Annotated in this window: 11 protein-coding genes; 4 read left to right on the forward strand and 7 right to left on the reverse strand. The window is 54.3% G+C overall.

Going from position 1 to position 13,729, the window contains the following annotated elements:
• Positions 1-16: 16 nt before the first annotated feature.
• Positions 17-1,240, forward strand: a complete 1,224-nt coding sequence (locus tag ACN0V1_RS13970; RefSeq protein ID WP_417545573.1) for an EAL domain-containing protein — start codon at positions 17-19, stop codon at positions 1,238-1,240.
• A 28-nt stretch (positions 1,241-1,268) separates the two neighbouring features.
• Here ACN0V1_RS13970 and ACN0V1_RS13975 read toward each other — a convergent pair whose 3' ends face one another.
• Both ACN0V1_RS13975 and ACN0V1_RS13980 read right to left on the reverse strand, forming a co-directional pair.
• On the reverse strand, positions 1,269-2,606 hold the full coding sequence (locus ACN0V1_RS13975) for an ATP-binding protein (RefSeq protein ID WP_417545574.1): 1,338 nt from the start codon (positions 2,604-2,606) through the stop codon (positions 1,269-1,271).
• On the reverse strand, positions 2,596-3,261 hold the full coding sequence (locus ACN0V1_RS13980; RefSeq protein WP_417545575.1) for a response regulator: 666 nt from the start codon (positions 3,259-3,261) through the stop codon (positions 2,596-2,598). The genes ACN0V1_RS13975 and ACN0V1_RS13980 overlap by 11 nt, the downstream gene beginning before the upstream one ends.
• 173 nt (positions 3,262-3,434) lie before the next feature.
• On the opposite strand from ACN0V1_RS13980, the gene ACN0V1_RS13985 reads away from it, so the two are divergent.
• From ACN0V1_RS13985 to ACN0V1_RS13995, 3 genes are read left to right on the forward strand one after another with little or no spacing between them, the layout of a single operon-like run.
• Positions 3,435-3,821 (forward strand): PepSY domain-containing protein, encoded by a 387-nt coding sequence (locus ACN0V1_RS13985; protein ID WP_417545576.1) that lies wholly within the window; start codon positions 3,435-3,437, stop codon positions 3,819-3,821.
• A 17-nt stretch (positions 3,822-3,838) separates the two neighbouring features.
• The gene (locus ACN0V1_RS13990) at positions 3,839-4,312 is read left to right on the forward strand and encodes a DUF2271 domain-containing protein (RefSeq protein WP_417545577.1); all 474 of its coding nucleotides are present in this window, start codon (positions 3,839-3,841) and stop codon (positions 4,310-4,312) included.
• Between the two features lie 18 nt (positions 4,313-4,330).
• Positions 4,331-6,556, forward strand: a complete 2,226-nt coding sequence (locus ACN0V1_RS13995) for a PepSY domain-containing protein (RefSeq protein ID WP_417545578.1) — start codon at positions 4,331-4,333, stop codon at positions 6,554-6,556.
• A gap of 61 nt (positions 6,557-6,617) precedes the next feature.
• On the opposite strand, the gene ACN0V1_RS14000 is transcribed toward ACN0V1_RS13995, so the two are convergent.
• The 5 genes from ACN0V1_RS14000 to ACN0V1_RS14020 all read right to left on the reverse strand — a co-directional run bounded on the left by ACN0V1_RS14000 (position 6,618) and on the right by ACN0V1_RS14020 (position 13,727).
• Positions 6,618-7,106, reverse strand: coding sequence for a hypothetical protein (locus ACN0V1_RS14000; RefSeq protein WP_417545579.1), 489 nt, complete (start codon positions 7,104-7,106; stop codon positions 6,618-6,620).
• 124 nt (positions 7,107-7,230) lie between these two features.
• Positions 7,231-8,559 carry an ATP-binding protein gene (locus tag ACN0V1_RS14005; protein WP_417545580.1) on the reverse strand — a complete coding sequence of 443 codons (1,329 nt, stop codon included), beginning with the start codon at positions 8,557-8,559 and terminating at the stop codon, positions 7,231-7,233.
• Complete coding sequence (locus ACN0V1_RS14010) at positions 8,556-9,221, reverse strand: response regulator (RefSeq protein ID WP_417545581.1); 666 nt, start codon at positions 9,219-9,221, stop codon at positions 8,556-8,558. Before ACN0V1_RS14010 ends, ACN0V1_RS14005 begins: the two co-directional genes overlap by 4 nt.
• Before the next feature lie 100 nt (positions 9,222-9,321).
• Positions 9,322-12,444 carry an efflux RND transporter permease subunit gene (locus tag ACN0V1_RS14015; protein ID WP_417545582.1) on the reverse strand — a complete coding sequence of 1,041 codons (3,123 nt, stop codon included), beginning with the start codon at positions 12,442-12,444 and terminating at the stop codon, positions 9,322-9,324.
• Positions 12,444-13,727, reverse strand: coding sequence for an efflux RND transporter periplasmic adaptor subunit (locus ACN0V1_RS14020; RefSeq protein ID WP_417545583.1), 1,284 nt, complete (start codon positions 13,725-13,727; stop codon positions 12,444-12,446). Before ACN0V1_RS14020 ends, ACN0V1_RS14015 begins: the two co-directional genes overlap by 1 nt.
• Positions 13,728-13,729 lie beyond the last annotated feature (2 nt).

Here is a 13,729-nt window from a genome sequence, read left to right on the forward strand (position 1 = left end):
ACAGGGAGCAGGAACCGTGAAAACGCTACTCATTGATGACGACCCCTTTTTGCTCAAGTTGCTTAAACAGCAACTGGCAAATCTGGGTTTTGCGGAGGTTATCACCCACGAGCACGCTAAAGACGCCCTGGTGGCGCTGGAAGCCAGCACCGAACCTGTCGAGCTGATATTCTGTGACTTGCAAATGCCGGAGATGGACGGTGTGGAATTCGTGCGCCATTTAGCGCGTACCCATTACGCTGGCGGCCTGGTGCTGGTAAGTGGCGAGGACCAGCGCATTCTCAGGACCGTGGAAAACCTCGCCAAGTCCCATAAGCTCAATGTGTTTGGAATCCTGAATAAACCCGTTGCACCCGAACAGCTAAAATCGATACTGGCAGATAAGCTCAGCCATACCATCAGGCCGCCCCGCCCCCTACCCAGGCTCTATGGCCCCGATGAACTACGGCAGGCTATCACCAATAGACAGCTGGTCAATCACTATCAGCCCAAGGTAGCCATTGACTCCGGTCGGGTGACCGGTGTGGAAACGCTGGTTCGCTGGCTGCATCCTCAGGACGGGCTGGTTTTTCCTGACCAGTTTATTGCCACGGCAGAGGAACACGGGCTCATTGACGATCTGACGCAAGCAGTGTTGTCAAACGCCCTGTATCAGGCTCGCCACTGGCAGGAAGAGGGACTGATGTTGCACGTCGCAGTGAACATTTCCATGGTCAATCTTGCTTCCCTGGATTTCCCGGATTTAGTAGTACGTGCCGCGGCCGGAGCGGGAGTTAGCCCGGAAAACCTGATACTTGAGGTGACCGAGAGCAGGTTAACGAATGACCCCCTGGCCTCTCTGGACATCCTTTCACGCCTGCGTCTCAAGGGCATTAGCCTGTCCATCGATGACTTCGGTACCGGTCACTCCTCGCTTAAGCAGCTGCGCGACATTCCCTTCGACGAACTCAAGATAGACCAGAGCTTCGTTCACGGTGCCTGTCGGGATGCGTCGCTACGAGCCATTTTCGAAGCGAGCCTCGGTATGGCGAAAAAAATGGGCATGAAGACGGTGGCTGAGGGCGTGGAAAATCAGGACGATTGGCATTTCCTGCGCGCCACTGGCTGCGATTTGGCGCAGGGCTATTTTATCGCCAGGCCCATGCCTGCAGAGGCTTTAGTGGATTGGGTTGCCGAGTGGGAGGGACGCTTTTTCGATTTAAAAGTAGTCAGTTCCTCAGACATGGGGGCACGCCACTGAATAGTTTCCCTGAATGCCACGCGAGCCTTCAACTGTCCATGTCGACCATGGCAACATTAAGTTCAGCCTCAAAGCCGTCGAACTGACCCGAGGCCGGGGATCGGAGATTCAGAGTAATACCTGCACCACCAGCGATGGCGTCGACAATTGCAAGCCCGATGCCGGATCCTACAGTTGTTGTATCGGAACGCACAAAGCGGTTGCGCAACAAGGCGAGTTTCTCTGGCGGCACAACCTCACCCTCATTGGCCACCCTTAAGGTGCCATCGCCTGTAAGGCTGATGTTTATTGGCCGGTCGCTAGCACCATGTCTGAGCGCATTCTCCAGCAGATTTCTTACCAGGATGGCAAAGGCATCGGGATCGAGTGCCGACGTTACGCTGTCGTCAGGCAGTTCCAGCTTGAGGCGGCCGGGCGCAGTACGCTCGTAGTCATTGACGATCATTTGCAGTATGGGCACAAGGTCGTTGCAGGTTTCTGACAGCGCGCTGCCACCCTCAGCCTTTGCCAGTTCGAGTAGCTTCTCCGATAACCTGGACAGGGTGCGAAGAGATTCTTCGATTTCACCGGCTCGCGTTTTAACTCTGGCGTCCTCCGTTTCCGTCTTTAACCGCTGAAGTTTTGCCAGCGCTGTCGCCAGTGGGGTTCGCAATTCATGGGCGCTGTTAGCGGTAAAGCTTCGCTCGGCTTCAAGCGCTCTGCGTAAACGCTCCAGTAAGCGATTGACCGACACCATGATAGGTTCAAACTCTTCTGGCAGACGGTTCACTGCCACGGGAGAAAGGTCACTACCACCACGGGCTTCTATCGATTGCTGCAATAGAACGACCTGACGAAGTGACCGTTTTATCACCCACCACACCCCAATCAGGCTGATCGGAATCAGCACTATGAGTGGAATGAGCAATGCGAGGCTCGTTTCCAGAACGGCTTCGCGACGATGGGCCATAGGTTCGGCAACCTCAATGTACAGGGTATCGCTGATGGCGCCCTCCCCGTATATCCGGTGAGTTGGCGTTTCAGAAAATCCTTCTCGGGGTTTGGCACCGAAAGTTCGGGGATCTGCGTCGTGGGATTGTAGCAGGAGCTTGCCTGATGCATCGCGAACCAGATAGGTGAGATACTCATCGTGCTCTTTCAGGGCCAATGCCCGCTGCAGGCCCGCGTCCCCTTCCCTGTTCAGTATATCGGTCACCGCCAATGGCAGTATACGTTGCGCGGTTTCCTTCAATGCGCTGTCGAACACCTCGTTCATTTCGTGCCGGGCGACCAGGCCTGAAGCTATGACGCCGGCGAGCCAGAGCGAGGTCACGCCGAGGGTGAGCCAGGTGCCAAGGGTTTTGTGTAAACTGATTTTAGTGGTCATAAGACCTCAGCCTGTATCCCATTCCTCTGACGGTCACTATGGAATCGCGCCCCAGTTTTTTGCGCATACGGCTGATGTAGACTTCGATGGTATTGCTCTCAATTTCGGCCCCGAATTCGTACAGCCGGTCTTCAAGCTGAGCTCGCGATAGCAGTATTCCGGGACGTTGCAGAAAGCCCTCAAACAATGCCCATTCCCGAGCGGTAAGCTCGACCGGTTGGCCATTGCGGCTGATGCGGTGGTCACCAAGATCCACCAAAAGATCTCCGATATGCACAAAGGGGTTCGGGTTGCCACGATAGCGTCGCGCCACGGCGGCCACCCGGGCGGACAGTTCTGATAAATCAAAAGGCTTCACCAGGTAATCGTCGGCACCGGCATTAAGCCCTGCAATGCGGTCTGACACCTGATCCCTGGCGGTCAGAATAATCACGGGTGTTGCATCACCGCGTGCCCGCAGTTTTTTTAAGAAATCAAAACCGTGGCCATCTGGCAACATCAAATCGAGCAAAACCAGGTTATAAGTGGTGGCTTTCACGCTGGCATCCGCATAACCGAGGCTTTGCACCCAATCCACCGCATGACCATCTTCGCTGATCTGGTCCCGCACTGCTTCACCCAGTCCGGTTGTATCCTCAACCAACAATACCCGCATGTTTTATCCTTTACCTGACCATGATCATGATCAAAAGATACTACAGCCGTTACCTGACCGCAGCCTGAAGCGCTCAACTACCCGGTAGTCATCCTGTTGTCTGGACGCCTGTTCAGGCCAGTGTCAGGTAAAAACCTTAGGGTTGATTAAACCGATTCAACGGGAGACATGCCATGAATATCAAACCTATTGTGATCAGCCTGTCACTGCTGTTAATAAGCGGCAGCGCCTTGGCTGACGATGATTGCGATGATCCGGTTGCCGGATGGCAGCCACGCGAAAACCTCCGGAAACAGTTGGAAGCCGAAGGGTGGACAGTGTTCCGCATCAAGGTGGACGACGGTTGTTACGAGGTTAAAGGAAGGGATCCAAATGGAGATCGCGTGGAAGCTGAGTACTCTCCAGCGACCTTTGAGCTGATGGAAATCGAGCGGGAGGATGACGACGATGACGATGACGACCATCGTGGCAAATCGCGGAACGACAGCGAGCCGACCAACGCAGAGCGGGTTCCGCGCAAGGGCATCGTCAAAGGCCGTCCCAGCGTGACTGTTGAGTAACCAAAGGAGATCACATCATGAAAAAGTTTCTGTTTGCTCTGGGGCTTACGACTGCAATGGCATTGCCGGCTTACGCGCAGGCCCGGGAAGTCACCTTTACCACGCAACTGAGTGATTATGGTGGTGACGGGGCTTACCTTGCGCTCTACCTTACCGATGCCGATGGCAAGTACCAGGGGACTCTCTGGATTGCTGGTGAGAAGAGCAAATATTACAAGCACCTGCGTGACTGGGCACGGGGCAGCGGTCTGAACCAGGCTGAATACGATGGCCTGACCGGTGCCAGTGTGACCAGTGGGCGTGCCCTGAAAGTGACCCTGGAGCTTGAAGACGCATTGATTGATTCGGGCTACCAGGTTCGTGTTGATACCTCAGTTGAAGATATGCGTGACAACCGTTCGGATGTGGTAGTGCCTCTGACCACTGAAGGTTCTGGAAAGACGGTTTCTGGCCGTGGCTATGTCCACTCCTTTGTCTATACCCTCAAGTAATTGACAGGAGCCGGATTTATGTTGCGCAAGCTCCATGGTTTACCCGGATTGGTCGCCGCATTGTTTTTGGTGGTGCTGGCGACCTCCGGAGTTGTTCTTTCCGTAGTGCCGGCACTTGAGCGCTCGGCCGCGATTGTCCCAACTGCCGGTCAACTGAGCGTGGCTGATCTGGCCGAGCGCGTAGTGGCCCAATATCCGCGCACGGAACAGATCGAAAGTTCTCTCTCAGGCGAAGTCGTCGTTTATTACAATCGTGATGGCCAGCCAGGTGCCGACCTGGTTAACCCCCTGACGGGTGAAGGCATTGCCCCCTACCAGCCATCGGCATTTTTGCGCTGGGTAAAGAACCTGCACCGATCTTTTCTTATGGATGATGTCGGCCGAATGCTGGCTGGAGTGTTGGCGGCACTGATGGTATTGATCTGTCTGTCCGGAACGCTTCTGCTGGCTCGACGCCTGGGGGGCTGGAAGGCAATGTTACGGCCTATTGCCGGTTCCGGTAGCCCGCGGATTCACGCCGAGCTGGCACGATTTGCCGTGATTGGCTTGTTGCTGTCGGCGCTGACCGGCAGCTATATGTCTGCGGTAAGGTTTGGCCTTTTACCAGAGGCCGCCAATACGGAGCCATCGTTTCCGGCGCAGGTCTCAGGCGGCACGCGGGCACCGGCAGGCTCTTTGAACGCGCTAAAGAATTTGGATATCAATGAGCTGCGTGAGCTGGTGTTCCCCTATCCGGATGACCCCACTGACGTCTATTCCCTGAGCACCACCGCGGGTTCCGGGTTCGTTGATCAGTCAACCGGTGAACTGCTGCAGTACCAGCCACGCTCTGACGGCAGCCAGTTTCATCACTGGATGATTCGGCTGCATACGGGTGAAGGCTTGTGGTGGTTGGGTCCGATTCTTGGGATAGTCGCGCTGACAGTGCCGGTGCTGTCGTTTACTGGGCTACGAATCTGGTGGCAGCGGCGCTCATCATCCATACGCCTGGATGAAAGCGCCAGCATCGAAGCAGCTGATGCCGTGATTCTGGTGGGCTCGGAAGGCAATACCACCTGGGGTTTTGCCAAAGACCTCCAGAACAAACTCAATCAGGCAGGTAAGAAAGTGCTCTGCGCACCCATGAATGACCTGGCGGAGCATTACCCGAAGGCCTCTGTGCTTTTCGTTCTGACATCAACCTATGGTGACGGTGACGCGCCCTCCTCCGCCAGTCACTTCATGACTCGGCTTGAACAGTTTAAGGCGGATGACGGATTGGAGTATGTGGTTCTCGGGTTTGGCGACCAACAGTTCCCGAAATTCTGCCAGTATGCGCTGGATGTGGATGTGGCCCTTGGCAGCAAAGGCCTGCAGCAAATGCATCCCGTTAGGCAAATTAATCGTGGTTCCACACTGGAGTTTCGGGAATGGGGCGAGGTGATTGGCGAGCACATGGGCATTGCGCTGGCACTGACTCATAATCCCGCGCCTGCCGTTACATCGGAGTTCGAGCTTGTTGAGCGTGTGGACTACGGCGTTGCTGTGAATGCGCCTACCAGCATATTGCGCTTCAAGCCGGTACAAAGTGACAGAAACCTGTGGCAGAGACTGTCCTTTCGAAACCGGCAACACCTACCGGATTTTGAGGCTGGCGACCTGCTCGGGGTTGCGCCCCCCGGAGATCAAGCCGCACGGTTTTATTCGCTGGCGTCCTCTTCGTCGGACGGCCAGCTGGAAATCTGTGTCCGAAAACAGACTAATGGCCTTTGTTCAGGGTATCTGCACAGCCTCAAACCGGGAGATCGGATTAACGGATTTGTGCAGCATAACCCCGGCTTTCGCCCAGCAGGAGGAACTACACCCACTATTCTGGTTGGGGCGGGTGCGGGCATCGGACCACTTGCCGGCTTCATCCGAAAAAATACGGAACGCAACCCCATGTACCTGTACTGGGGCGGCCGTAATCCGCAATCGGATTTTCTCTATCAGCCAGAGCTTGGCCGTTATCTGGATGACCAGCGGCTTACCAGGTTGAATACTGCGTTTTCAAGATCGGCAGAAAATGCCTACGTTCAGGACGCCATCGTTGCTGATGAAGCCTCGTTGCGACAACTGATTGAGGTAGGCGCACAGATATTGGTATGCGGCGGCCGGGATATGGCCGCGGGTGTAAAACAGGTATTTGACTCGATTCTCGAACCCTTATGCATGGACGTAGATGAGTTAAGAGCCGAAGGGCGCTACCTGGAAGATGTTTACTGACGGGTGAGGCGTATCACTGGTACACCAGACCCTCTATTGGGCTGGTGTACCAGGCTAATGATCAATGCTCAATCGGTTTGAAATTCGGATCATCAAAATAGGTAACGTAACTTTTGATCGCGCCCATGACTTTCACCGCGCCATACCGCGCATTGGCTTTGTTTTCCATTGCGGTTGAACCTTCCACCAATTCGGCAATAACCAGGTGGAGCTGGGCATCCGCCTCAGGCTCAAGCTTGCAATTCTCAACCATGTAATTGACTTCATTATTGATTTTCTTGGCCAGTGCGGCATATTTTTCCTCTGCCAGTTCGCCAGAATGAATGGCGCCTATATCTTTATGCATGGCGCTTCCAATGTTGTTCATGGCACGACTAAGCGGTGCATCAACAGCCCACTTACTACCGTTATCAAGCCTCAGCTCCATCGAACCATGGCCGTCGTGCTCGTGTTCGTTATTCGCCGGTGCTGCCATCGTAGTGACTGCAGTCAGGCTGAACACCATGCCAGTGATGGTTGCAAACGTCGAAAGTCCGGATTTGATGTTCATGAAATTCTCCTTTGAGGTCACCGTTTGTTCGGCTGGAAAGGAGTATCTCAAACCTACCTTAATTTCCGCTTAAGGAAGCCGGTTACAGCCAATATAAACTCGTAATTTGAAAGATCGACCGTTGTTATACTGACACTGCGCCAAAACGCACGATTACAACCAGACCCTCTCCGGCATCACTATCGTCAAACGTTAACGAAGCTCCATGCAACTTCGTTATACGCTCTACAATCGAAAGTCCCAGTCCACTGCCGTCCTCACCACTGCCAAGCAAGCGATAAAACCGCGCCGCCACCACATTTCGCTCTTCCTCCGGGATTCCTGGGCCGGTATCAACAACCTGAAGCAATACTTCATTACCGGTGCGCTTAATTCGAACATCCACTTGCCCACCAGCAGGCGTGTAACGGACGGCATTATCAACGAGGTTACGCATAAGAATCGCAAGCATGGCTGCATCGCCAAGTACCAACCCATCATCATCTGCCTCAAATCCCAAGTCCACACCCTTACGCATCGCCACCGGTGCATGCAAAGCGACACATTCATTCACCACTGCATAAAGTTTGATTGGTTGTTGGTCAACTGATGTCTGTTCCGGATCAAGACGCGAAAGCACAAGCAATTGCTCAATCAGATGAGCGGCGCGATCTGTGCCATGGATTATCCTGTTCAGCGCATGCTCCAATTGTTCCGAATCGCGCGCAGCAAGTGCCACCTGTGCTTGGGTCTTTATGGCTGCTAACGGTGTGCGCAATTCATGAGCCGCATCGCCCGTGAAGCGTCGTTCGTACTCAAGTGACACTTGCAGGCGGGCGAAAAGAGCATTGAGCGCATCCTGCAATGGCATAACTTCACGGGGGGTACCAGAGAGATCAAGTGGTTCAAGCTTGTCCGGTTCACGCTGCTTTACCTCACGAGTAAAACGGGATAAAGGCGCTAGCCCGGCACCAACTGATAACCAAATCAGTATGCCCAGCGCTGGTACAGCAAAATACAGGGGATGCAGCAGGTGGCTCGCAACGCTTTCGGCCAGTGCATCGCGTAATTCATAGCGCTCAGCTACGCGCACATTAAGACGACCGGCCTTGTCCCATTGGCTATAGATACGGTAGTGAACACCCTTGAGAGTGGTGCTTTCAAAACCATCACGCTGTGTGCCCAATCGTTCTTCAGGAGCCGTAGTTGAGTCGAGCAGTAAAGAACCGTCACGCTGCCAGACCTGCAGGATGGTGCCGGTATAGTCACGAATTTGTTGTGGGTTCGCACTGACATTTTCCGTGTTGTCGAGATGCACTGAGATCTGCTCAGCCGCTTTCACCAGCCGGGCGTCAAGCGTGGTGCCGATTTCACGGCGCGCATCCAGGTAGGTGAATAACGCGGTCGCAATCCAGGCGAGCAGTACGGATACCGCAAGAATTGTAAAAAGACGCCAACGTAGCGATGACCTCATGGTGTGATTTTCTCAATCATGTACCCGACACCGCGGATAGTACGGATCAGTTGTGGCGACAGCTTTCGGCGCAGATGATGTATAAAGACTTCGATCGTATTGCTCTCGATTTCCTCCCCCCAGCCGTAAAGCTGCTCTTCGATGTGTGCCTTTGACATGACTCGTCCGGCATTGAGCAATAATGTGTGCAGAATCGTGAATTCACGTGCAGAGAGATCAACCGGGTTTCCAGACCAATACACCGAATGACTGGCGGAATCGACCCGGAGGTTTCCGTGGCTGATAACGGGTTCGGCATGTCCCTTGGAGCGACGCAGCAATGCCCGCAGTCGTGCCTGTAATTCAGTAAGATCGAAAGGCTTCACCAGGTAATCGTCGGCACCGGCATCCAGGCCGGCCACCCGGTCCTCCACGGCATCACGAGCGGTCAGAATCAGAATCGGTAAGGTTTTTCCGATGGCGCGGGCTCGCCTCAAAAGCTCCATACCAGGCAGGCTGGGAAGGCCAAGATCAAGCACAACAGCATCGTAGTTGCCTGTAGCGAGCGCAGTATCAGCCTGCTGCCCATCCAATACCCAATCGACAGCCAGGCCCGATTGGGCAATGCCCGCAGCAATACCGTCACCGAGTAGCTTGTCGTCTTCAACGAGTAGAATTTTCATGGCTGACCTTCATGCTGGCTGATGCAGTGCGCCGTCAAACCTGATTCGAAAAGTACAAGAGCTCGTAATTGATTGAGAGCCCTTACACTTTGATGACAATTTAGTTGGACAGAGCCTTCCGCCTCCACAGATAAAACAATACCGGAATCACCAACAGCGCCAAAATGACGGCAGTGATCATGCCACCCACCATGGGCGTTGCGATACGCGCCATCACCTCAGAACCCGTTCCGGTGCCAACCATAATCGGAACCAGACCACCGACGATCGCGGCGGCAGTCATCATCACAGGTCGCACTCGCATACCGGCGCCGTGCAGTACCGCGTGGCGGAGCGTTTCCCTTCTGGGCGTCAGGCCTTTCTTCTCACAGGTTTCAAGCATTGCCTGGTAGGACTGATTGAGATACACCAGCATGATGACACCGATCTCTACGGCGACACCGGCCAGCGCAATGAAACCAACACCCACCGCAACGGAGAAGTTATAACCCAACAGATACATCAGCCAAACAGCCCCGATCATTGCGAACGGGAGCGTGCCCATGATGATGCCCACTTCCGTAAAGTTTCTGAAGTTCAGAAACAGCAGGATGATGATAATCGCCAGTGTTAAGGGAACCACGTAGGTCAGCTTTTCTTTAGCGCGGAGCATGTATTCGTATTGGCCCGACCAGGCGATGGAGTAACCTGCTGGCAGATCCAGTTCTGCTTGCACGGTCGCCATTGCCTGTTCAACATACGTGCCCACGTCGACACCCTCTATATCCACAAAGGACCAACCGTTAAGACGAGCGTTCTCACTTTTGATCGCCGGCGGCCCATCTTCTATTCGGATATCGGCAACATCAGCCAGCGCAATCCTCTGGCCTGAGGCCGTGACTATGGGAAGCTGTTCCAGCTTTTCCGGCGAATCCCGATAGTCTTCGGGATAACGAAGGTTAATGGGGTAGCGCTCAAGGCCTTCGATGGTTCTGGAGACATTGATCCCACCGATCGCCGAGGCAACCACTTGCTGTACGTCCGCGATATTCAGGCCATAACGTGCAGCACGTTCGCGATTGATATCCACTTTAATGTATCGACCACCCGCTACGCGCTCTGAATAAACCGAAGCCGTGCCGGGCACGTCTGCCAGAATTTCCTCAAGGCGTTTTCCGACATTCTGGATGGTAGCCAGATCCGGGCCGGCGATTTTGATGCCTACGGGTGTTTTGATGCCCGTCGCCAGCATGTCGATGCGGGTGATGATGGGCATTACCCAGGCATTGGTCACACCAGGAAAACGAATCAGTGTGTTGAGTTCCTGTTTGAGCTTGTCTGTGGTCATGCCCTCGCGCCACTGATCTCGAGGTTTGAGCTGAATGAAGGTTTCAATCATGGTCAAAGGTGCAGGGTCTGTCGCCGTATCCGCGCGCCCTACTTTGCCGAATACAGTTTCCACTTCCGGTACCGTCGCAATCAGTTTGTCCGTTTGCTGGAGTAACTGACGGGCTTTGCCGATTGAGATTCCCGGGTAGGTCGTGGGCATGTACATCAAGTCCCCTTCGTCCAGCGGGGGTATGAATTCACTACCGATTTTGGTTGCAGGCCACAGGCCTATAGCCAACACCAGTATTGCAGCCAACACTGTCGAAACGGGAAACCTGAGCACCAGCTTCAACACCGGCATATAGGCACCGACCAGCAGACGGTTTACGGGATTCTTATGTTCGGGTAACACTTTACCCCGAATAAAGTAGCCCATCAGTACCGGAACCAGCGTCACCGCAAGCGCGGCACTGGCTGCCATAGCGTAGGTTTTAGTGAACGCCAATGGCGCAAACATTCGCCCTTCCTGTGCCTCAAGCGCAAACACCGGTACAAAGCTGACGGTAATGATTAATAGTGAGAAAAACAGCGCCGGGCCAACTTCAGAGGCAGACCTGGCGACAACCTCCCATCGATTCTCCGGTGTGAGTGGCGTTCGCTCCATATGCTTGTGCATGTTCTCTATCATCACGATGGCCCCATCGATCATGGCGCCGATAGCAATGGCGATACCGCCCAGAGACATAATGTTGGCATTGATGCCTTGCCAGTACATGACGATAACCGCCGTCAGAATACCCACCGGCAAGCTGAGGATTGCCACCAGCGAAGAGCGAACGTGGAACAGAAAGACGATACAGACCAGGCCGACCACCAGAAACTCTTCCAGCAGCTTGAACCAGAGATTATTGACAGCCCGTTCAATCAGGCCCGAGCGATCGTAAACCGTGACTACTTCAACGCCATCAGGCAAGCTCGATTGCAGTTCGCCGAGCTTGGCCTTAACACCATTGATGGTTTCCTGAGCATTTTCGCCAAAGCGCATCACCACGATGCCACCGACGGCCTCCCCTTCGCCGTTAAGCTCGGCAATACCGCGCCTCATCTGTGGCCCGACTTCTACACTGGCCACATCCTGAAGCAGAACCGGCGTGCCATTCACATCCAGGCCAAGCGGAATCACCATCAGGTCCTCCCGGGATTGAATGTAGCCAGAGGTACGAACCATGTATTCCGCTTCCGCCATTTCGATGACCGACGCCCCGACTTCCTGATTCCCCTGCTTAATCGCCGTCTGAATAAGAGACAGCGGAATCCCCAAGGCGCGGAGCTTTTCCGGGCTCACCTTGACCTGATATTGCTTCACCATGCCGCCAAGCGCAGCAACCTCTGAAACACCAGGCACGGTTTGCAGTTCGTACTTCAGAAACCAGTCCTGGAGACTGCGCAACTGACTCAGGTCATTCTGCCCTGTCCTATCAACCAGCGCATAGAGATAAACCCAGCCAACACCGGTGGCGTCCGGGCCCAACTGAGGCCGCGCTGAATCAGGCAGGTTGGGTGCCACTTGGGACAGATACTCCAGAACTCTGGAGCGAGCCCAATACATATCGGTATCTTCATCGAAAATCACGTAAACGTAGGAGTCCCCAAAAAACGAATAGCCACGCACGGTTTCCGCACCAGGAACCGACAGCATGGCTGTCGTCAAGGGATAGGTGACCTGGTCTTCTACTACTTGTGGAGCCTGTCCCGGAAAGCTGGTTTTAATGATAACTTGCACATCGGACAGATCCGGAAGCGCATCGACCGGGGTTTTACTGAGTGAGTACAGCCCCAGCCCTGTTATTAATAAACTCGCCAGCAGCACCAGAAAGCGGTTTCGAATAGACCAATAGATAATCGACTGAATCATCAGTTGGCCCCCTCATGGTCCATATTACCGTGATCCATATTGCCGTGATCCATCGAATCAGCGGGCATGGCCGACATACGGAGAAAATCCGAGGTCTTGCTGGATTCGGAATCAATCAGGAACTGGGCGGATGTCACCACCGTATCGCCCGACATTACACCCTCAAGGATTTCGGCGTACTGCTCACCAACACGACCGACCTTCACAGTGACGGATTTGAACGCGCCGCCATCCAATGCCAGCACCAGTCGATCGCTCTGGCCCGTTCGGATAACCGATTCCCGAGGCACCAGCAGTTGCCGGCCGGTACGGGCGCCCTGAATGTTCAGCTCTGCAAACATGCCCGGCAGCAAGGTGCCATCGGTGTTGTCAAAACGCATTCTCACCCGGGCTGTTCGGGTCTTGGGATTAACCTCCGGGTACACATAGTCCACCTTCCCGGTCCATCGACGCCCGGGCAAATAGTCCAGCGTCATTACCACGCGATTATCGGATGCCACGGAAGACAACTGACGTTCAAATACCTCGCCAATAACCCAAACTTCATCCAGTGCAGCGACGGAAAGAACTCGATCTCCCGGCTTGATAAACATACCTTCACGTACATTGAGGTTATCGATAACACCAGAGGTGGGCGCATACACCGTTAACGTACGCCGTACTTCCCGGGTTTTCGCGATTTTGCGGATCAAGCTTGTCGGTACATTGAGAGCCGTAAGTCGTTCCCTGGCAGCATTAACCAAACGCTCATTGCCCCGGTTTAACGCCAGGATCAGTTCATCCTGAGCGTTGACCAATGTGGGCGAATAGAGTGTGTAGAGTGGCTTGCCCTTCTCCACCGGTTCGCCTTCCGCCTTCACATAGAGCTTCTCGATCCAACCCTCAACCCGAGGATGGACATGAGCCATATCATCTTCACTATATTGAACGTACCCCACCGTCGTTATGTCATTCGGCAGCCGACCCTGGGTGACCGGGCCAGTCCTCACGCCCAGGTTATTAACCACACTCGGAGAAATGCGAACGGTACCAGGGGCGTCTTTACCCGATCCGCTATCGGCATAGACCGGAATCAGGTCCATCCCCATGGGTGATTTACCCGGCTTGTCACTCTTGAAATTGGGGTCCATGGGCGCTACCCAGTGCAAGGGTTCTTTACTTGCATTGCTGGTGGACTCAACCACAGCAGCCTCTGGAACGTCAGAGGCAAGCCAATAAGTCGCTGCCACCCCGGCCACGCCGCCTAACAACAAAAAGCCCAATGGGCGCATAACATTTGCCATGA

This window comes from Marinobacter sp. (genome assembly GCF_048266785.1).
In the GTDB taxonomy this organism is placed as follows: Bacteria; Pseudomonadota; Gammaproteobacteria; order Pseudomonadales; family Oleiphilaceae; genus Marinobacter.